Source organism: Sphingomonas sp. KRR8 (assembly GCF_023559245.1).
GTDB lineage: Bacteria > Pseudomonadota > Alphaproteobacteria > Sphingomonadales > Sphingomonadaceae > Sphingomicrobium.
In genome coordinates this window covers 1,469,114-1,487,701 of record NZ_CP097462.1, presented here as the reverse complement: position 1 = coordinate 1,487,701, position 18,588 = coordinate 1,469,114, and the positions used below count along the sequence as shown (strand labels likewise).

General features: G+C 66.8%; 18 protein-coding genes. 7 read left to right on the top strand and 11 right to left on the bottom strand.

Annotation, left to right across the window (positions count from 1 at the left end; all coding sequences use genetic code 11):
• Position 1 precedes the first annotated feature (1 nt).
• The 4 genes from M8312_RS07515 to M8312_RS07500 all read right to left on the bottom strand — a co-directional run bounded on the left by M8312_RS07515 (position 2) and on the right by M8312_RS07500 (position 3,692).
• On the bottom strand, positions 2-682 hold the full coding sequence (locus M8312_RS07515; protein ID WP_250117108.1) for a winged helix-turn-helix domain-containing protein: 681 nt from the start codon (positions 680-682) through the stop codon (positions 2-4).
• Between the two features lie 266 nt (positions 683-948).
• Positions 949-1,515 (bottom strand): L,D-transpeptidase family protein, encoded by a 567-nt coding sequence (locus M8312_RS07510; protein WP_250117107.1) that lies wholly within the window; start codon positions 1,513-1,515, stop codon positions 949-951.
• Between the two features lie 75 nt (positions 1,516-1,590).
• Positions 1,591-2,061, bottom strand: coding sequence for a hypothetical protein (locus M8312_RS07505; RefSeq protein WP_250117106.1), 471 nt, complete (start codon positions 2,059-2,061; stop codon positions 1,591-1,593).
• Between the two features lie 32 nt (positions 2,062-2,093).
• Positions 2,094-3,692 carry an FAD-dependent oxidoreductase gene (locus tag M8312_RS07500; RefSeq protein WP_250117105.1) on the bottom strand — a complete coding sequence of 533 codons (1,599 nt, stop codon included), beginning with the start codon at positions 3,690-3,692 and terminating at the stop codon, positions 2,094-2,096.
• A 104-nt stretch (positions 3,693-3,796) separates the two neighbouring features.
• Between M8312_RS07500 and M8312_RS07495 the strand changes: the two genes are divergently transcribed.
• Together M8312_RS07495 and arsC are read left to right on the top strand one after the other, a co-directional pair.
• Positions 3,797-4,507 (top strand): MIP/aquaporin family protein, encoded by a 711-nt coding sequence (locus tag M8312_RS07495; protein ID WP_250117104.1) that lies wholly within the window; start codon positions 3,797-3,799, stop codon positions 4,505-4,507.
• Positions 4,504-4,914 (top strand): arsenate reductase (glutaredoxin), encoded by a 411-nt coding sequence (arsC, locus tag M8312_RS07490; RefSeq protein WP_250117103.1) that lies wholly within the window; start codon positions 4,504-4,506, stop codon positions 4,912-4,914. Before M8312_RS07495 ends, arsC begins: the two co-directional genes overlap by 4 nt.
• Positions 4,915-4,983: 69 nt before the next feature.
• Here the strand turns inward: arsC and guaA are convergent, their stop codons facing one another.
• Both guaA and M8312_RS07480 read right to left on the bottom strand, forming a co-directional pair.
• Positions 4,984-6,543 (bottom strand): glutamine-hydrolyzing GMP synthase, encoded by a 1,560-nt coding sequence (gene guaA, locus M8312_RS07485; RefSeq protein WP_250117102.1) that lies wholly within the window; start codon positions 6,541-6,543, stop codon positions 4,984-4,986.
• 83 nt (positions 6,544-6,626) lie between these two features.
• Positions 6,627-7,196, bottom strand: coding sequence for a hypothetical protein (locus M8312_RS07480; protein WP_250117101.1), 570 nt, complete (start codon positions 7,194-7,196; stop codon positions 6,627-6,629).
• Between the two features lie 208 nt (positions 7,197-7,404).
• Between M8312_RS07480 and M8312_RS07475 the strand changes: the two genes are divergently transcribed.
• A complete protein-coding gene (locus M8312_RS07475; RefSeq protein WP_250117100.1) occupies positions 7,405-8,520 on the top strand; it encodes a lipase family protein in 1,116 nt (371 codons plus the stop codon).
• 1 nt (position 8,521) lies between these two features.
• Here the strand turns inward: M8312_RS07475 and mscL are convergent, their stop codons facing one another.
• Both mscL and M8312_RS07465 read right to left on the bottom strand, forming a co-directional pair.
• A complete protein-coding gene (mscL, locus tag M8312_RS07470) occupies positions 8,522-8,944 on the bottom strand; it encodes a large conductance mechanosensitive channel protein MscL (RefSeq protein ID WP_250117099.1) in 423 nt (140 codons plus the stop codon).
• A 213-nt stretch (positions 8,945-9,157) separates the two neighbouring features.
• Positions 9,158-11,263, bottom strand: coding sequence for a prolyl oligopeptidase family serine peptidase (locus M8312_RS07465; protein WP_250119730.1), 2,106 nt, complete (start codon positions 11,261-11,263; stop codon positions 9,158-9,160).
• Between the two features lie 200 nt (positions 11,264-11,463).
• Between M8312_RS07465 and der the strand changes: the two genes are divergently transcribed.
• On the top strand, positions 11,464-12,828 hold the full coding sequence (gene der / locus M8312_RS07460) for a ribosome biogenesis GTPase Der (protein ID WP_250117098.1): 1,365 nt from the start codon (positions 11,464-11,466) through the stop codon (positions 12,826-12,828).
• Between the two features lie 35 nt (positions 12,829-12,863).
• Entirely contained in the window at positions 12,864-13,322 is a 459-nt protein-coding gene (locus M8312_RS07455; RefSeq protein WP_250117097.1) for an Hpt domain-containing protein, read from the top strand.
• On the opposite strand, the gene M8312_RS07450 is transcribed toward M8312_RS07455, so the two are convergent.
• From M8312_RS07450 to M8312_RS07440, 3 genes are all read right to left on the bottom strand, one after another.
• Positions 13,319-14,575, bottom strand: a complete 1,257-nt coding sequence (locus tag M8312_RS07450; RefSeq protein ID WP_250117096.1) for a DUF418 domain-containing protein — start codon at positions 14,573-14,575, stop codon at positions 13,319-13,321. The genes M8312_RS07455 and M8312_RS07450 overlap by 4 nt on opposite strands.
• Positions 14,576-14,635: 60 nt before the next feature.
• Entirely contained in the window at positions 14,636-16,912 is a 2,277-nt protein-coding gene (gene purL / locus M8312_RS07445; RefSeq protein WP_250117095.1) for a phosphoribosylformylglycinamidine synthase subunit PurL, read from the bottom strand.
• Between the two features lie 184 nt (positions 16,913-17,096).
• On the bottom strand, positions 17,097-17,441 hold the full coding sequence (locus tag M8312_RS07440) for a hypothetical protein (protein ID WP_250117094.1): 345 nt from the start codon (positions 17,439-17,441) through the stop codon (positions 17,097-17,099).
• A gap of 129 nt (positions 17,442-17,570) precedes the next feature.
• Between M8312_RS07440 and M8312_RS07435 the strand changes: the two genes are divergently transcribed.
• Positions 17,571-17,777 (top strand): hypothetical protein, encoded by a 207-nt coding sequence (locus tag M8312_RS07435; protein ID WP_250117093.1) that lies wholly within the window; start codon positions 17,571-17,573, stop codon positions 17,775-17,777.
• Positions 17,774-18,448, top strand: coding sequence for a DUF4350 domain-containing protein (locus M8312_RS07430; RefSeq protein WP_250117092.1), 675 nt, complete (start codon positions 17,774-17,776; stop codon positions 18,446-18,448). Before M8312_RS07435 ends, M8312_RS07430 begins: the two co-directional genes overlap by 4 nt.
• The last annotated feature ends 140 nt before the right edge of the window (positions 18,449-18,588 follow it).

Sequence of the window (18,588 nt, the reverse complement as noted above, 5' to 3'; positions counted from 1 at the left end):
CCTACGCCGCCAGCATGTAGCCCGCGCCGCGCACCGTGTGCAGCAGAGGCTTGTCAAACCCGTCGTCCAGCTTGCGCCGGAGGCGGCTGACGTGGACGTCGATCACGTTCGTCCCTGGGTCGAAATGATAGTCCCACACCTTCTCCAGCAACATGGTGCGGGTGACCACGCGTCCGGCGTTGCGGGCGAAATATTCGAGCAGCAGATATTCGCGCGGCTTGAGGTCGAGCTTCTTGCCGGCGCGTCGGACGCTGCGGGCAAGCGGATCGATCTCGAGGTCGGCGACGGTCAGCTTGGGATCGACATTGACCCGTGCCTCGCTCCGCCGGAGCAGCGCATTGGCGCGCGCCAGCAGCTCGGCGAAGGAGAAGGGTTTCACCAGATAATCATCCGAGCCGCTTTCCAGCCCATCGATGCGGTCCCCGACGGACGCCAGCGCGGAGAGGACGAGCACGGGAGTGGTGATGCCGGCCGCGCGCAGGGCCTTCAGGACCGCGATTCCGTCCAGCCCCGGCAGCATCCGGTCGAGGATGATAAGGTCGAAGTGTCCATCCGTGGCGCGGAATAGCCCGTCCTGACCGTTGGCGGCATGATCGACGCTATGGCCTTCCTCGGTGAGGCCGCGCGTCAGATAGGATGCCGTTTCGGCATCGTCCTCAACGATCAGAATCTTGCGGCCCATCGCCACCTCTCGAACCGCACCTTGGTGCATGCTTGTATCACGCCTGGCTGAACTGGAAACATGCTGCATCCCGCCGGTGCCGGACCGAGGACAGGGGGTGCCCCGGGCCGGCTCCGGCGGGATGCAGCGAGGCTCAATCAACTCAGAACGAAGGGAGTCTTTGCCGAGCGAGCCTACTTCAATGCCAGTAGGTTTAGTCCTTCGGCGCTCGCCTTGAGGTGGAATGCCAATGAAAGATTGTTCATGGCTGCCAACGAGATGCGCCCTCAGCCCTCGATGATGACCTTGGTTCCGACCTTGGTCAGGCCATAGAGTTTCTCGGCGAACTTGTAGGGCAAACGGACGCAGCCGTGGCTGGCGGGATAGCCGGGCAGGGCGCCGGCGTGGAAGGCGATCCCCTTCTCGTCATACATCTGCATGAACGGCATGGGCGCATTGTCGTAGCGCCGCGAATAGCCCTTCACCTGCTTGCGGAAGACGGTCCAGAAGCCCAGCGGCGTTTCGCGGCCCTTCTTGCCGCTGGACAGGGTGGACACGCCGACCAGCGCGTCGCCCTTGTAGACGTAGAAGGTCTGGGTGAGCAGGTCGATGACGACCTTGGCATCGCCATCAGGAATGGCCGGGGTGAAGCGGAAATCGCCGGGGCGCAGGGCCAGCGGGCCGAACGTGGCGAGCGCGTCCTTGCGGGCCTGCGGAGCGAAGCCGTTGGTCCACTTGTACGTAAGCTCGGCGACGGGGGCCGGCGGGGGTGCCTGCACGGTGCGGGTCGGAGTCGTCGCGCAGCCCGCCAGCAGGGTAGCGAAGGCGGCGGCAGGAAGAAGGAGCTTGCGCATGGAACAGCGATGCAGCCGAGCGGAGCGGCGGCGTCAAGACGCCGGTAAACGGCAAGTTGACGTTAACCGGGGAGGTCAGGGGCGACGCCGTGCGACATGGATCGCGAGCGGTCCGGCGAGCGCCCCGAGCAGCGCCAGTTCGAGCGCGTTCCAGCCCTCGTTGGCCCAACCGATGGCGGTGAGGTGGCCGTGCTCGATGATCACCTCGTCATCACTCATGAACATCTGTCCGGGAACCAGCCGAAGCACTGTATAGGCCGTGCCCAGGCCGCCGATACACAGCCCGGCGAGCGCGCCGATGAGCAGGCCGGCGCGGCGGGTTCGGAGGCCCAGGCGCTCGGCCAACGCCCAGAGCGGCAGGCCGACGAGCAGGCTCGCGCCGATGGCAATCGGAAGGCCGAAGACGGCGGCGAGGACGAGCAGGCTGCGGAGGCGCAACGGCCAATAAGGATCGTCGATCTTGATCCCCAGCCAGGCGTCATGCCCCGCCACCCAGAGCACGATGAGCAGCCAGACCGCGACCGCCACCGCGAGAAGGCCGAGCACCCTTCGCTTGATCGGTATCGGTGGCGCGGCGCTCACCCGCCGATGCCGGTGCTTGCGGGCGGCGGGTTGAGGTGGCTCCAGATGGCGCTGACCACGACCGAGCCCTCACCCACCGAGGAGGCGACGCGCTTGACGGAGCCGGCGCGGACGTCGCCAACGGCGAAGATGCCGGGGTGCGAGGTCTCGAATCCGCTGCCGCCGCCCACGTCGCGGCCGGTCCGGACGAAGCCCTTGGGATCGAGCTCGACCAGCCCTGACAGCCAGTCGGTGTTGGGCGCGGCCCCGATCATGATGAACAGGGCGGAGGCCTGAAGGGTCTGCTCGCCGTCTGGGCCGGCGATGCGCACCGCCGCGAGCTTGTCATCGCCGTCGAGGCCGCACAGCTGGCTGTGGTAATGGATGGTGATGCGCGGGTCGGCCTCGAGCCGATCGCGCAGGTAGGCGCTCATGGTGGAGGCAAGCGAGCCCGAGCGGACCAGCAGGTGAACGTGACGGGCGGTGCGCGACAGGTACATGGCGGCCTGACCCGCGCTGTTGCCGCCGCCGATCACCACCGCTTCCGTCTCGCGGCAGAAGCGCGCCTCCATCTCGGTCGCGGCGTAGTAGACGCCGGCGCCCTCGAAGTCGGCCAGGCGGTCAATCGGCAAGCGGCGATACTGGACGCCCGTCGCCACCAGCACCGCGCGGGCGCACAGCCGGGCACCGTCATCGAGGGTGGCGCAGAAGCCGTCGGCCGTCTTCTCCAGCGCCTCGACCCGGCGCGGCATGGCGAAGCGGGTGCCGAACTTCATCGCCTGCACCTGGCCGCGGAAGGTGAGGTCGGCCCCCGAGATGCCGGTCGGGAAGCCCATGTAATTTTCGATCCGGCTGCTGGTCCCGGCCTGGCCGCCGATGGCGCTGTCCTCGATCACCAGCGCGGACAGCCCCTCGGAGCCCGCGTAGACCGCCGCCGCGACTCCGGCCGGCCCGCCGCCGACGATGAGCAGGTCGAGTTGCTCGTCCGTGCCGGGGTCGAGATGGAGCCCGAGCCGCTCGGCAAGGCAGCGGGTGGTGGGCGGGACGATCGGTTCTCCGGCGAAGGACACTCCCGGGCGGCCGCCCGGACCGTCGGCTGCCGGAGCGCTGCGGAAAGCGATGCGATTACGCGACAGGAAGCTCGCGACCCGCGCGATCGCCGGGTCATCGTCCTGCCCGAACAGGAAGATGCTGCTGCGGCCTTCCGCCACGATCATCCGGCGGCGCGCGGCGAAGACGGTCAGGACATGGTCACCGATCTCGGGCACCTGGCCCATCAGCGCCAGCATGGCCGGGCGCGGCACTTCGAGCGTCCGGGTCGGCATGGACGCCCGCATCGCCAAGGTCATCGGAGCGCCGTTGAGGAAGCCGAGTTCGCCCATGAACTGTCCCGCCCGGAGGCTGGATTCCATCATGCGCAGGTCGGTAGCCGGATCGACCACCTCGATCTCGCCTTCGAGGACGAGCACGAAGCGGTCCTGGGGCTGTCCCGCGGACAGGACGATATCGCCGGACGAGTAGGTGCGCTCTTCCCCAGCGGCACGCATGGCGGCCAGTTCCTCGTCGCTGAAGGGGGTCGGCCGCATGGCCGTGAGGTCGTCGCCGATGCTTTCCATGCGCTCCGCTCTTCACCGTTCGCTTGCCGAAGGTGGGCGTGAACAGCCCATTGAGCAAGCGCATCGTCTTGGCCCCGTAACGAGCGCCGCCTAATGACAAGGTCATGACCGTCGCCGACCGCGCCAGCCTCGAGCCTCCGCTGGAGGACTTCAGCCTGGGGCAGCGGCTATTTGCGGAAGGGCTGGGCACAGCGCTGCTGCTGGCCATCGTGATCGGGTCGGGGATCATGGGCGAGCGGCTGGCAGGCGGAAACGCCGCCGTCGCATTGCTGGGCAACACCCTTGCAACCGGCGCTGGCCTGGTGGTGCTGATCACCATCTTCGGGCCCTTGTCCGGTGCGCACTTCAACCCGGCGGTGACGCTCGTGTTCGCTTGGAGGCGTGAGATTTCGGCGAGACACTCGGTCGCCTATGTGGCGGTCCAACTGGCGGGCGCGGTGCTTGGGGTATGGGCAGCACACCTGATGTTCGGCGAGGCGTTGTGGCAGGTTTCTACCAGACTTCGCGGCGAGCCGGGGCAGGCCTGGTCGGAGGTGGTCGCGACTTTCACGCTGATCATCGCGATCCTGGGCTCGCTTCGTTTCCGACCCGACGCGACACCGGTCATCGTCGGGCTGACCATCACCAGCGCTTACTGGTTCACTGCCTCCACATCCTTCGCCAATCCGGCGGTCACCGTGGCACGGTCGCTGAGCGACACCTTTGCCGGGATCGCGCCGGTGTCTCTGCCATGGTTCATCGGCGGACAACTGGTGGGGGCGATGGCGGGAGGCTTGATCGGCGGATGGCTGTTCAGGCAGGAGCGGCGGCCATGAGCGACTTTCCCATCACCATCTACCACAACCCGGCCTGCGGCACGTCGCGCAATACGCTGGCGATGATCGAGGCGGCGGGTTACCAGCCGACCGTGGTCGAGTACGTCAAGGAAGGCTGGACCCGCGAGCGGCTGGAGCAGCTGCTGAGCTCCATGGGCGTGGGTCCGCGCGATGTGCTTCGGACCAAGGGCACGCCCGCGGAGGAGCTGGGGCTGCTGGGGGCCGGGGTCAGTGACGAGGCCATCCTCGCGGCGATGGTTGAGCATCCGATCCTGGTGAACCGCCCCATCGTGGTCACGCCCAAGGGGACCAGGATGACGCGGCCATCTGAGCAGGTGCTGGACCTGCTGGAACAGCAGCCTGAAGGCTTCACGAAGGAAGATGGCGAGGTCGTTCGGCCGCGCTGAGCCGGCGCTACGGCCTGGCGGCAGATGATCAAGCCCGCAAGCATCCCCCGGATGCTTGCGGTCCCGCGTTCATTCCCACTCGATCGTGCCGGGCGGCTTGGACGTATAGTCGTAGACCACCCGATTGATGCCCTTGACCTCGTTGACGATGCGGGTCGCGGTGCGGCTGAGGAAGTCGCTGCTGAAGGGATAGACGTCGGCGGTCATGCCATCGACGCTGGTCACGGCGCGAAGCGCGCAGACGTAGTCGTAGGTGCGCGCATCGCCCATCACGCCAACGGTGCGGACGGGGAGCAGCACGGCGAAGGCCTGCCAAATGGCATCGTAAAGGCCCGCGTTGCGAATTTCCTCGAGGTAGATGGTGTCGGCGCGGCGGAGAATGTCGCACTTGTCCTTGGTGACTTCGCCGGGGATGCGGATGGCGAGGCCCGGGCCGGGGAAGGGGTGACGGCCGACGAACGCTTCGGGAAGGCCAAGCTCACGGCCGAGTTCGCGCACCTCGTCCTTGAACAGTTCGCGCAGGGGCTCGACCAGTTGCATGTTCATGCGCTCGGGCAGACCGCCGACATTGTGGTGGCTCTTGATGGTCACCGACGGGCCACCGGTGAAGCTGACGCTTTCGATCACGTCGGGGTAGAGCGTACCCTGCGCCAGGAACTGGGCGCCGCCGATCTTTGTCGCCTCCGTCTCGAACACGTCGATGAAGGTCTTGCCGATGAACTTGCGCTTGGCCTCCGGGTCGGCGACGCCGGCCAGACCGGATAGGAACAGCTCCTCCGCCTCCACATGGACCAGCGGGATGTTGTAGCTGTTGCGGAAAAGCGAGACGACCTGTTCGGCCTCCGCGGCGCGCATCAGGCCGTGGTCGACGAAGACGCAGGTCAGCTGCTCGCCGATGGCTTCGTGGATGAGGACGGCGGCGACCGCGCTGTCGACGCCGCCGGACAGGCCGCAGATGACCTTGCCGGTGCCGACCTGATCGCGGATGTCGCGGATCTTGGCCTGGCGGTAGGCCTCCATGCTCCACTCGCCGCCGCAGCCGCAGATGTGGCGGGCGAAGTTGGCGAGCAGCTTGCCGCCATCGGGCGTGTGGACCACCTCGGGGTGGAACATCAGGCTGTAGCGGCGGCGCTCCTCATCGGTGGCGATGGCAAAGGGCGCCCCTTCGGAGCGGGCGACGACGGAGAAGCCCTCGGCCAGGCTCTCGACCCGGTCGCCGTGACTCATCCACACCTGGTGCTTTTCGCCGACCTGCCAAAGGCCGTCGAACAGGGCGGACGGGGCGACCACCTCGATGAAGGCGCGGCCGAATTCCTTCTGGTCGGAGGTTACGACGGTGCCGCCAAGCTGCTGGTGCAGGGTTTGCTGGCCGTAGCAGATGCCGAGCAGGGGCAGGCCGCTGTCGAACAGGACCTGCGGCGCGCGCGGGCTGTCTTCCCAGGTCACGGAGGACGGGCCGCCGGAGAAGATGATGCCCTTGGGCTGCAAGCGGTTGAACGCTTCCTCGGCGGCGTTGAAGGGCGCGATCTCGCAATAGACCCCGGCCTCGCGGACGCGGCGGGCGATGAGCTGGGTCACCTGGCTGCCGAAGTCGACGATGAGGAGGGTTTCGGCCGGCTGCAGGGTCACGGGAGGTCAGGCCTTTCGCACAACGAAAAAGTGCGCGGACCACTAGGGCCCGCGCACTCCTTTGTCACCTTGTGGCTGCGGACTTAGTAGCCGTACCCGTAACCATAGCCGTAGCGCCGGCGTTGGATCTGCAGGTCGCTGATCTGGCCGCTGCGGACATCCACCTTGCAGTTGAAGAAGATGTCAGGCGCACCGCCGCCATAGGCGCCGTTGTAGCCATATCCGCCATAGCCGCCATAGTTGCCGCGGAAGCCGCCCTGTCCGGCCCAGCCATGGACTCGGACATTGCCCTTGCCGGTGCGCTGGACCGATTCGATCTGGGTCACGCGGGCGCCGCCGCCGCCCCAAGTCCCGTAGCGGTTATAGCCGCCGTAGCCGCCGTTGAGGCGAGCCTCGGTCGCTCGCGAACATTGAGCGACGGCATAGCGCTCGGGTCCGTAGTCGAAGCCGTTGTAATTATACGCGCCGCCGCTCCAGCTGCCGCGCAGGATGTTGTTGAGGATGGATCCGACGATCACGTCTCCGGCGCCGCCGCCGTAGCCGTAATTGTAGCCGCCATACGGATAATATTGGGCGGCAGCGGGGGTCGCGAGGCCGATGGTGGCGACCGCCGCGGCAGCACCACCGATGAGAAGTGTACGAACAGCCTTCATGGCCACTCTCCTTACTTGTCAGGCGGGCCCTCCCGCCGATCGTGCCCCTTTTGCCCGAGTCGGTCTGCACCGTGACTGAAGACTGTGTTGCCCTTCATTCAGCTGTGCGGACCTGATCGGGCCGAGGCCGGGTCTGGACTATAGACGGTATGAACATAGTTCGGTTCCGTTGGTTCTGCCTCCGGAACAACCGACATGGGGGAGGTTCATGCGCAAGCTTGCACTCACCGCCGCGCTGCTCGGCAGTGCTTTGGCCGCCTCGCCGGCGTTGGCGCAGGCCGGCCGCCTGATCGCGGCCGACCCGATGGTGGAGACGCCGGCGGGCACCCAAGCGTGGAAGATCCGCTATCTCACCACCGACGATCGCGGGCGGGCTCGCGAGGTAACCGGCGTGGTCGTGGCGCCGCGTGAAGCCGTGCCCGCCCGGCCGCGTCCGGTGCTCGCCTGGACACACGGGACGTGGGGTACCGCGGAGAAGTGCGGCCCTTCGCTCAGCCCCAATTTCTTCGCCAAGACCCCGGCGATCGAGGCCGTGAGCCGCGGCTACGTGGTGGTGGCGCCCGATTACATCGGCCTCGGCAATCCCGGGCCGCATCCGTATCTGGTCGGGACGGCAACGGCGCGATCGGTGCTGGACGCCGTTCGGGCGGCACAGGCCATCCCCGCCGCCGCGGCGGGCCGACGCTTTGCGGTATGGGGCGAGAGCCAGGGTGGACACGCGGCCTTGTGGACGGGGCAGCTGGCCGGTGTCGAAGGAGCCGGGCTCGAGCTGGTGGGTGTGGCCGCCGGCGCTCCGCCGACGGACCTTGCCGCCAACTTCCGCAAGGCGAGCGACCCTAACGCCAAGGCGTTCCTGACGGCGCTCGCGACCGACAGCTGGTCGAGCTATTATGGCGTTCCGCTGCAGATCGGCGCACGGCGCACGCCCGGGATCATCCGGCGCATGGCGGCGAATTGCGTGGTGGTCGACAGCGGCCCCAAGCTCGGCACGCTGCTCGGTATCCTTGCGCTTCGCCAGGACCTGAAGCGCACCGACCTTGGCACGCTGCCGCCCTGGTCGAGCTTTGTGCGGGCCAACAGCACGTCACCAGTCAGCCGGGTGCCGGTGCTGTTCGCGCAGACCCAGGGCGACCCGCTGGTCGCGCCGGCGGTGACCCGCGCCTTCGCCCGGCGGATGTGCGCCAACCGGGTGCGGGTGGGCTGGATCGATCTGCCCGGCAAGGACCATGCGACCACCGCCAAGCAGAGCGCGGCGGCGACGCTGGCGTGGATCGACGATCGCTTCGCCGGACGGCCAGCGCCCAACCAGTGCGGGCGGTTCTAGCCTAGCGGCGGAGCGAGTCGCGGATCTCGCGAAGGAGGAGGATCTCCTCCGCGGTCGCTTCCTCGGCGTCGAGGCGCTTTCCCATCGCCCGGTTGGCCGCCTTGACCAGCAGGAAGATGATGAAGGCGAGGATCACGAACTTGATCAGCGCCGTCAGGAAGGCGCCATAGCCGAGCAGCGGCACGCCCGCCTTCTTGAGCGCGGCATAGTCGGTAAGCGAGCCGGCGTAGTTGGCCGGGACCTCACCCAGCCGGACGAAGTAGCTGGAGAAGTCGAGGCCGCCAGCGAGCTGGCCGATGACCGGCATGATGACGTCGTCGGTAAGAGAGCTGACGATGGCGGCGAAGGCGGCGCCGATGATGACCGCAACGGCGAGGTCGAGGACGTTGCCGCGAGCGATAAAGGCCTTAAATTCACGAAGCATGATCGGCTCTCCTTGGCGGATGAACGGCTGCTTTGTGTCACAGGAAGCGAGCCTTGCAAATGCTCCGCCCCGCGAGGGTCCAGGCAAGCGCTGGTCTGGGGTGGCACAAGGCGCTGCCCGGCGTGCCGAGCGACGAGCCGGAGGTGACCGGCGGGTTGAAGGAATAAGACGGGAGGAGGGCGCCGGCGGGTAGCTGCCGGCGCCCTCCTTTGCTTAGTTGATGGCCAGGCCGGTGTACTTCGCCAGGAAAGCGTAGACGTCGCTGGTTTCCTCGATGATTTTATCGGTCGGCTTGCCCGAGCCGTGGCCTGCCCGGGTCTCGATCCGGATGACGTGTGGCTGGCCGTTGGGGTCGGCATTCTGCAGGGCCGAGATGTACTTGAAGCTGTGGCCTGGGACGACGCGGTCATCAGTGTCAGCGGTGGTCACCAGCACCGCCGGATAATGCACGCCCATCTTGATGTTGTGGTAGGGTGAGTAGGCCAGCAGGGTGCGGAAATCGGCTTCCTTGTTGGGATAGCCGTAGTCGTCGACCCAGTAGCGCCCGGCCGTGAAGCGGTCGAAGCGCAGCATGTCCATCACGCCCACCGCCGGGTGGGCGGCGGCGAACAGGTCGGGGCGCTGGTTGACCACCGCGCCGATCAGCAGGCCGCCGTTGGAGCCGCCCTCGACCGCCAGCTGGTTGGGCCCGGTGATCCCTTGCGCCTTCAGATACTCGCCCGCGCCGATGAAGTCGTCGAATACGTTCTGCTTGTTGGCGAGGCGGCCGGCGTCGTGCCACGCCTTCCCATATTCGCCGCCGCCACGGATGTTGGCCTGCGCCCACACGCCGCCAGCCTCGATCCAGGCGAGGCGGGTGGGGGAGAAGCCCGGCGTCAGCGAGACGTTGAACCCGCCATAGCCGTAGAGCAGGGTCGGCGCCGGACCGCTGGTGCCCTTCTTGCGGACGATGAACATGGGCACCTTGGTGCCGTCCTTCGAGGCGAAGAAGCGCTGCTCGACGGTGAAATCGTCGGGATTGAAGGTCAGCTTGGGCGTGGCCCAGGGCGTCGCCTGGCCGCTCGCCACGTCGTAGCGATAGACGGTGGTCGGCCGGTTGTAGCTGGAGAAGGCGAAGAAGGTTTCGTTGTCCTTGTCCTCGCCGCCGAAGCCCGACGCCGTGCCGAGCCCGGGCAGGTCGACGTTGCGCACCAGCTTGCCGGTCAGGTCATACACATGGACCGCGGACTTCGCGTCCTCGAGGTAGGAGGCGATGAGCTTGCCGCCGACGAGGCTGACCCCGTCGAGGGTCGCCGCCTGCTCCGCGATGATCGTGCGCGGCTGCGGATTGGGCTGGGCGATATCGAGCGAGACGACGCTGTTTCGCGGACTTCCCTTGTTGGTCTGGAAGAAGAAGGTGGTCCCGCGATTTCCGATCGGGCTCCATTCGTTGTCGAGGCCGGCGATCAGCGTGCGCGGCGTCCAGTTCTTCGCCTTCAGGTCGACGACGCGCACCTCGTTGCGATTGTCCGTGCCTTCGCTGGTCAGGATGAGAAGGTAGCGGCCATCCTCGGTCACCGCGCCGTAATGGCCACGCTTGGGCTGGTCGGGAGTGGCGAAGACCTTGCGGTCGGCGCTCTGCGGGGTGCCGAGCTTGTGGAAGTAGACCGTGCTGTTCTCGTTGGTGGCCTGGAAGGTGGCGCCGGCTGGCGGCTCCGGGAAGCGGGTATAGAAGAAGCCTGACCCGTCCTTCATCCAGTCGCCCGCGGACGTCTTGACCCACTTGATCTCGTCACTGGTCGGCTTGCCGGTGGCGACGTCGATCACCTTGACCGTGCGCCAGTCGGTGCCGCCGTCCTGGATCGAGTAGAGGAGGTGCTTGCCATCCTCGCTGGGGGTCCATTCCGCGAGCGCGGTGGCGCCATCCTTGCTCCACGTGTTGGGGTCCGCCAGCAGGCGCTCGGGCCCGTTCAGGCTGTCGCGGACGTAGAGCGGCGACTGATTCTGGAGGCCGGTGTTGCGCTGGTAGAAATAGCGGCCGCCCTTCTTCACCGGGGTGCCGGTGCGCTCATAATTGTAGAGCTCCGTCATCCGTGCCTTCAGCGTCTCGCGGCCGGGCAAGGTGGCGAGGAAGGCATTGGTGACGCTGTTCTGCGCGTTCACCCAGCTGCGTACTTCCGGCGAGTTGCGGGCGTCGGTCTCGAGCCAGCGATAGGGGTCGGCGACCGTGGTGCCGAAGAACGTGTCTGTAACATCCTCGCGGCGGGTCTGCGGGTAGGCGAGGGTGGTGCGCGGTGGTGCAACATGGTCGGGTGGCACGCCGGGGTCGGTCTTGATCATGTCGGAAGGTATCATTCTGGGTGCGGGAGTAGTCGAGCAGGCGGCAACGATCGGCAACGCAAACAGGATCAGATGGTGACGCATGGAGCCTCGCAAGGGAGAGATGGATGCGGCCCACGCTAGGGAGGCTGCGCGACCCGTCAAGCACCCTGACCGCAAGGCGGTGGTCCAAACGACGCCCTTGGGGTAGAGGCGCGGCCATGCCCCTGCCCACCGTTGCCATCGTCGGCCGACCCAATGTCGGCAAATCCACCCTGTTCAACCGGCTGGTCGGCAAGCGCATCGCGCTGGTCGACGACCGTCCCGGCGTCACCCGCGATCGTCGCGAAGGCGACGCGACGCTGCTCGGCATGGACTTTCGCGTGTTCGACACCGCCGGTTTTGAGGACGAGGATCCGGCCAGCCTGCCGGGCCGGATGCGGCGCCAGACCGAGGCCGCGGTGCGCGAGGCGGACGTGGCCCTGTTCCTGATCGACGCGCGCGAGGGCGTGACCCCGCTGGACGAGGAAATCGCCAACTGGCTGCGGGCCGAGGACGCGCCGGTGATCGTCGCCGCCAACAAGGCAGAAGGGCGGCAGGGCGAGGCCGGCCGGATGGAAGCCTATGCGCTCGGCCTGGGTGAGCCCATCGCCATTTCGGCCGAGCATGGCGAAGGCGTGGTCGACCTGTTCGAGAGCCTGCGGCCCTTCCTTGAGCGCGAGGAGGTCGAGCCCGAGCCGGAAGAAGATCTGGAAAGCAACGACCGCCCGCTGCACATCGCGGTTGTCGGCCGGCCGAACGCGGGCAAGTCGACGCTGGTCAACAAGATGCTTGGCGAGGAGCGGATGATCACCGGGCCCGAGGCCGGGATCACCCGCGACAGCATCGCGCTCGATTGGCAATGGGCCAGTCCTGACGGCACAGTGCGCGAGGTCCGGCTGGTCGATACGGCGGGCCTGCGCAAGCGGGCCAAGGTGGACGACAAATTGGAACGGCTGTCGGCGGCGGACACGCGGCGGTCGATCGACATGGCGGAAGTCGTCGTCCTGCTGCTCGACGCCACGCGCGGGCTGGAGGCGCAGGACCTGCGCATCGCCGACGAGGTAGTGGACGAGGGCCGCTGCCTGCTGATCGCCCTGAACAAGTGGGACGTGGCCGAGCATGCCTCGTCCTTGTTCAACGGGGTCAAGGCGGCGCTGGAAGAGGGGCTCAGCCAGCTCAAGGGCGTGCCGGTGCTGACCGTTTCGGCCAAGACCGGCAAGGGGATCGACCAGATCCTCAAGGCCGCGTTCGAGCTCCGGGCGAGCTGGAACCGCCGGGTCACCACGGGCGAGCTCAACCGCTGGTTCGAGCGGGCGGTCGAGAACAACCCGCCGCCGGCGCCGGGCGGCAAGCGGATCAAGCTCAGGTACATCACCCAGATCAAGAGCCGGCCGCCGACCTTCGTGGTGTTCGGCAGCCGGGTCGACCAGTTGCCGGAAAGCTATCGGCGCTATCTGCTGAACAGCATGCGGCGCGACCTTGAGCTGGGGCCGGTACCGCTGCGGATGAGCATGCGCAGCCCGAAGAATCCGTTCGACCGCTAACGCCCTCTTTACCCTTTCGGGCCTAGTCCGGGGACGTGGACGAGCAAGGTAATGAGCTGCGCGAGGAGGATCTCGGGATCCTTGACTGGGCGCATTTCGAAAAGACCCGGGCGGAGCTCGGGCCGGGCTTCATCCGCATCCTCGGCTACTTCCGCGAGGACGGGGTGAAATCCGTGTCGCAGATCGAAGAGGCGATGCACCGGCAGGACACGGTGGCGCTGGTCCGGCCGGCCCACACCATCAAGGGTGAGGCGCGGCAGTTCGGGGCGGAGCCGCTGGCCAAGGTGGCCGAGCTGATCGAGTCCACGGCGCGACTGTGCGTCGAAACCAAGCGCTTTCCCGACGAGCTCGTCCCGCAGGTGGTCGAACTGCGCCGGCTGTTCGGGCGCACGGTCGAACTGTTCGACAAGGTCACCAACCCGCTGCAGAGCCGGCGTCCGGCGACCGGCGGGTTTGGCCGCAAGTCGGCCTCGCAGGGCTTCGGCCGGCTTTAGGCGGCGATGGGCGCGGGCGCTGGGCGCTTGCGCATCGGCTGCAGCGCGCCGCGACTGAGCGAACGCCACAACCATTCCAGCGGCCCATACTGAAAGCGTTCGAGCCATGGCTTCGACCAGGCCAGCATGGCGAGCCACACGACCGGCGCAAGCAGCCACGCGTGATAGCGTGACACACTGCCGTAGAGCCCGAGCCCCCAGCCATAGAAGACGAAGCTCGCGACCAGGCTGGTGCCGAGGTAATTGGTAAAGGCGCAGCGGCCCGCGGCCTCGATGCGCCCGGCGAGCGGACCCATGCCGCGACCGGCAAGGATGATCAGCGCGGCATAGCCGAGCGCCATGCCCGTCCGGAACGGGACAAGGGCGAGGAAGCCGCCGAACACCAGGGGCGAATAGAAGTGGCTGCGCACATCGACAAAGGCGAGCAACGCGAACGCGATAGCGCCGACCGGCACGGCGATCCATGCGAGATGGCGATACGAGGTGTCGGACCAGGCGCCGGTCAAAAAGCCGCTCTTCAGCCCGGCCATGCCAAGCAGCATCAGGCCGAGCGTTTCCGGGCCAATGCCGAGCAGGCTGGTGAACGGCTCAGCGCCGCGTTCCGTGAACATATATTCCGAGCGTCCGAAGAAGCCGCCGCGATGGACCGCCAGGTCGTGCATGAAGTCGGAGGGCAAGGGGTAGAGCAGCCGACCGATGCCGTTCCAGTCGGCGATCGTCTCCGCTGATGCGCCAGCCGCATGCGCGGCGAGGTCGGCGCTGTGCATGTGGAAGGCGAAGAGAGTGAACATGATCGTGCTGACCAGCAGCAGGCCGCCGCCGGAGATCGCCAGCTGACGCGCGCTCCGGTTGCGGAACAGGAAGGCGATTATGCCGACCGCACCATAGCTGAACAGGATGTCGCCGAACCAGATGAAGTAGAAGTGCAGCAGGCCGAAGCCCATCAGCACGATCATCCGGCGCAGGTGGACGGCGGCGGCGTTCTGTCCGGCCGCCTCGGCGCGGTCAATGACCAGCAGCATGGAGGCGCCGAACAGCATGGAGAACAGGCTGCGCATCTTGCCATCGACGAGGACGAGGTTGAGCGCCCATAGCCACAGGTCGAGGCCGCTGTGGCCACCATACGCGCCGGGGTTGAAGTAGGCGCCCTCGATCATGGCGAAGGCGATCACGTTGACCGAGAAGATGCCCATCACGGCAACTCCGCGGATGAGGTCAAGCGTGGCGATGCGGTCGGTTGCGGTGCTGGCCACGTCTGTTCCCCCGTGGACGCTGGTTGGAGGAGTGTGACGCAGCTTGCCCTTCTTGGGAAGCTAGACGGCGAGCTCTCCGCTCATCAGCTTGGGAAAGAAGCCTTCGTGCGCGGCGCGGAGGTCGGCCAAGGAGACTTCGGACAGGCCGTCGAAGCGGTCGGCCTCCCACTCCTTGACGTCGACGAACTTTAGCCGGTCGCCTGCGACCGTACCGATGATGGCGCATTGGATGCCGGCGGCTTCGCAGGCGTCCTCAAGCGCGGTGAGGGCGGTGAGGTCTTCGTCGTCGCTGACCGTGACAACGTAGAGGCCCTGATCTTCACCGAAGGCGTCGGCGGTGAACGGCTCCCACAGCAGGATCTCGGCGCCGAGATTTCCGGCCAGCGCCATTTCGGTGATCGCAACGGCGGTGCCGCCGTCGGCGACATCGTGGACTGCCGTGACCATGCCGCGGTCGATGAGCTCTCTTACCAGGGTGCCCACGGCGAGCTCGTGATCAAGGTCGACTTCGGGCGGCTCGCCCGCCTGTTGGCCCGCGATCTCGCTCAGCCAGAGCGATTGGCCGAGGTGACCGTTGCCGTCGTTGCGGCGGCCGCCGACCAGGCAGATGGTGTCACCTTCGGCCTTGAAGGCGATGGTCGCGGACTTGCGCCAGTCCGGCATCAGCCCGACCGCGCCGATCGCCGGGGTGGGGAGGATGGCGCTGCCGCCGCCGGTTGCCTTGCTCTCGTTGTAGAGGCTGACGTTGCCGCTCACGATCGGGAAGTCGAGGGCGCGGCAGGCCTGGCTCATGCCGTCGAGGCAGCCGACGATCTGGGCCATGATCTCCGGACGCTGCGGGTTGGCGAAGTTGAGGCAGTTGGTGACTGCCAGCGGGGTCGCGCCGACGGCCGAGAGGTTGCGGTAGGCCTCGGCGATGGCCTGCTTGCCGCCTTCGACCGGGTCTGCGTAGCAATAGCGCGGGGTGCAGTCTGTGGTCATCGCCAGCGCCTTGTCGCTGCCGTGGACACGGACCACCGCGGCATCGCCACCCGGACGCTGCACGGTGTCGCCGCCAACCTGCGTGTCATATTGCTCCCAGATCCAGCGGCGGCTGGCGAGGGCGGGGGAGCCCATCAGCTTGAGGAGGTCGGCGCCGATGTCGGTGCTTTCGGGCAGCTCGCCCAGGGGCTTCACATTGGCCCATCCCTTGTATTCTTCCTGGCTGAGGTGCGGGCGGTCGTAGAGCGGGGCTTCGTCGGCGAGCGGTCCCAAGGGAATGTCGGCGACGGTCTCGCCCTTCCACACCAGTTCCATGCGGCCGGTGTCGGTGACGGTGCCGATGACCGCAAAGTCGAGCTCCCATTTGTGGAAGATGGCTTCGGCCTCGGCCTCGCGGCCGGGCTTCAGGACCATCAGCATGCGCTCTTGGCTTTCGGAGAGCATCATCTCGTAGGGGGTCATGCCTTCTTCGCGGCAAGGGACCTGGTCCATGACGAGCCGGATGCCGACGCCGCCCTTGCTGGCCATCTCGACCGAGGAGGAGGTGAGCCCGGCGGCCCCCATGTCCTGGATGGCGACGATGGCGTCGGAAGCCATCAATTCGAGGCAGGCTTCGATCAGCAGCTTCTCGGTGAAGGGATCGCCGACCTGCACGGTGGGCCGCTTCTCTTCGCTGTCCTCGCCGAAGTCGGCTGACGCCATGGTCGCGCCGTGGATGCCGTCGCGGCCGGTCTTGGAGCCGACATAGACCACCGAATTGCCGATCCCGGCAGCCGCCGAGTAGAAGATCTTGTCGGTCTTCGCCACGCCGACGGTCATGGCGTTGACCAGGATGTTGCCGTCATAGGCGGGGTCGAAGTTCACTTCGCCGCCGACGGTCGGCACGCCGACGCAATTGCCATAGCCGCCGATGCCATGAACCACCCCGCTGATCAGGTGGCGCATCTTGGGATGGTCGGGGCGGCCGAAGCGCAGGGCGTTCAAGTTGGCCACCGGGCGCGCGCCCATGGTGAAGACGTCGCGGAGGATGCCGCCGACACCGGTCGCCGCGCCCTGGTAGGGCTCGATGTAGGAGGGGTGGTTGTGGCTCTCCATCTTGAAGATGGCCGCGTCACCATCCCCGATGTCGATGACGCCTGCATTCTCGCCCGGGCCGCAGATCACCCAAGGGGCCTCGGTCGGCAGCTTCTTCAGGTGGATGCGCGAGGACTTGTAGGAGCAATGTTCCGACCACATGACCGAGAAGATGCCCAGTTCGGTCAGGTTCGGCTCACGCCCGAGAGCGTGGAGCAGCCGCTGATATTCGTCTTCGGACAAGCCGTGTTCGGCAACGATCTGGGGCGTGATGGCGGGCATGGCCGCGCTTTAGCGAGGCGCGCGCAAAACAAAACCCCGGCCGGTTAAGGCCGGGGTTGTCAGTGGTTCTTCGGGAAGGCCTTCACGGAAGTAAATCCCGGGCCGTCGGTCAGGCTCTCTTCGCGACCTGTCGGCCGGCCTTCGCCGTCTCAGCTAAGCGCGGCTTAGCTTTGGCGGCTCAGGCTCAGCCCTTGCAGCTCTGACCCTTGTAGGTGATCGTCGGAGCCTTGGCGTCGCCCTTGATGTCGGCCGAACCGGCGGGGATGTCGGTGCCGGTGGCGTCCGTCTTGTTCTTCTTGACGCGGGCCGCGCCGTTGCTGAGCCAGTCGATGTAGACCAGGCTGTTGTCCTTGCAGCGGTAGACCTTGCTGGCGGTGATCGCCGGCGGCAGCTCCACCGGCGGAGCATTCTTAAGCTCATTCGCCATGGGATCCGGCGGACCATTGTCCACGAGGTTGTGGTCGCTGCTGTTGCAGGCGCTGACAGCCAAGGCCGCAGCGATCGGAAGGAGGATGAGTTTGCGGTTCATGTTTGCGCCTTTTGCGGCTGCGAGATGAACCGTCAATGGCCGTTTGACGACAGCAGGTTTGCAAAGCCCCTAGAACGGGCATAGGCTTTCGATCGTCTGGGGGAGGGATACAAGCTGGCATTGGATAGCATGCAGCGCATCCGTTATGGCCTGACGGGGCTTGCTCTCGTCTTCCTGATCGTGCTGCTCGGCACTGCCATTGTGCGCAGCAGCGGGGAGCCTGAGGCCAACGCCGTCAACGCCGCCGCGCCCAGCGATCCCCTTAGCGAACTGGGTGTTGCGCCCGGCCAGAACCCGGACGAGAACCGGGCGCAGAACAGCTCCAAACCCAAGTGATCCGGGCGGTTGCGGCGGGACTTTTCCTGCTGGTGGCGGGAGGCTGCCGTGAGCAGACGGCGGCTCCGGCCGAGCCGCGGGCAACCGTCTACCTGCTGACCGGATTGCCGATCGCTTTTGGTGAAAGTTTCACCCTCGAAGCGCCGAAGTCGCCGGTGATGGCGGCACTTGAACAGGGATATCGCGTCAAGCTGATCGACGGACCCGAAGCGCTTGCGCCGCGCGGGCTGCTGCTCGCCGCGCAGCCGCGAGCGCTCACGCCCGAGCGGCTGGTCGCACTCGACGCCTGGGTTCGCGGCGGGGGAAGGCTGCTGCTGCTGGCGGACCCGCGGCTGACCTGGCCGAGTGATCTGCCGCTGGGGGACAGACAGCGCCCGCCCTACGCCTTCGCCGACACCGGGCTGCTGGCGCACTGGGGGCTGCGGAGCGAGGCTCCAGCCCCCGGCGCTTCGGCGATGGTGGGTTTCTCCGTTGCGGGTGAGGCGGTGCAGAGTGACAGTGCCGGCACCCTGAGCAGGGTCGACGGATCGTGCAAGGTCGCTGTGGACAAGCGCTCGGCCGAATGCCGATTGGGGAAGGGATGGGCGCTGGTGGTCGCCGATGCCGATTTCCTGCGGCTTCCGGGCGGTCCCGCGGCCATGGTCGGAATGCTTGTCTCGTTGAACCACTAACCGCCCCCGAGTCCCTTCCACACAGGGTTATCCACAGCTTCCCACACATCAAATCCGCGCCTGTGGACGGCGTGGATTGTGCCTTTCGCGCCGCAGAAATCCGCCAAAACGCATCATTGCCCATGAAATCCCATCGAATC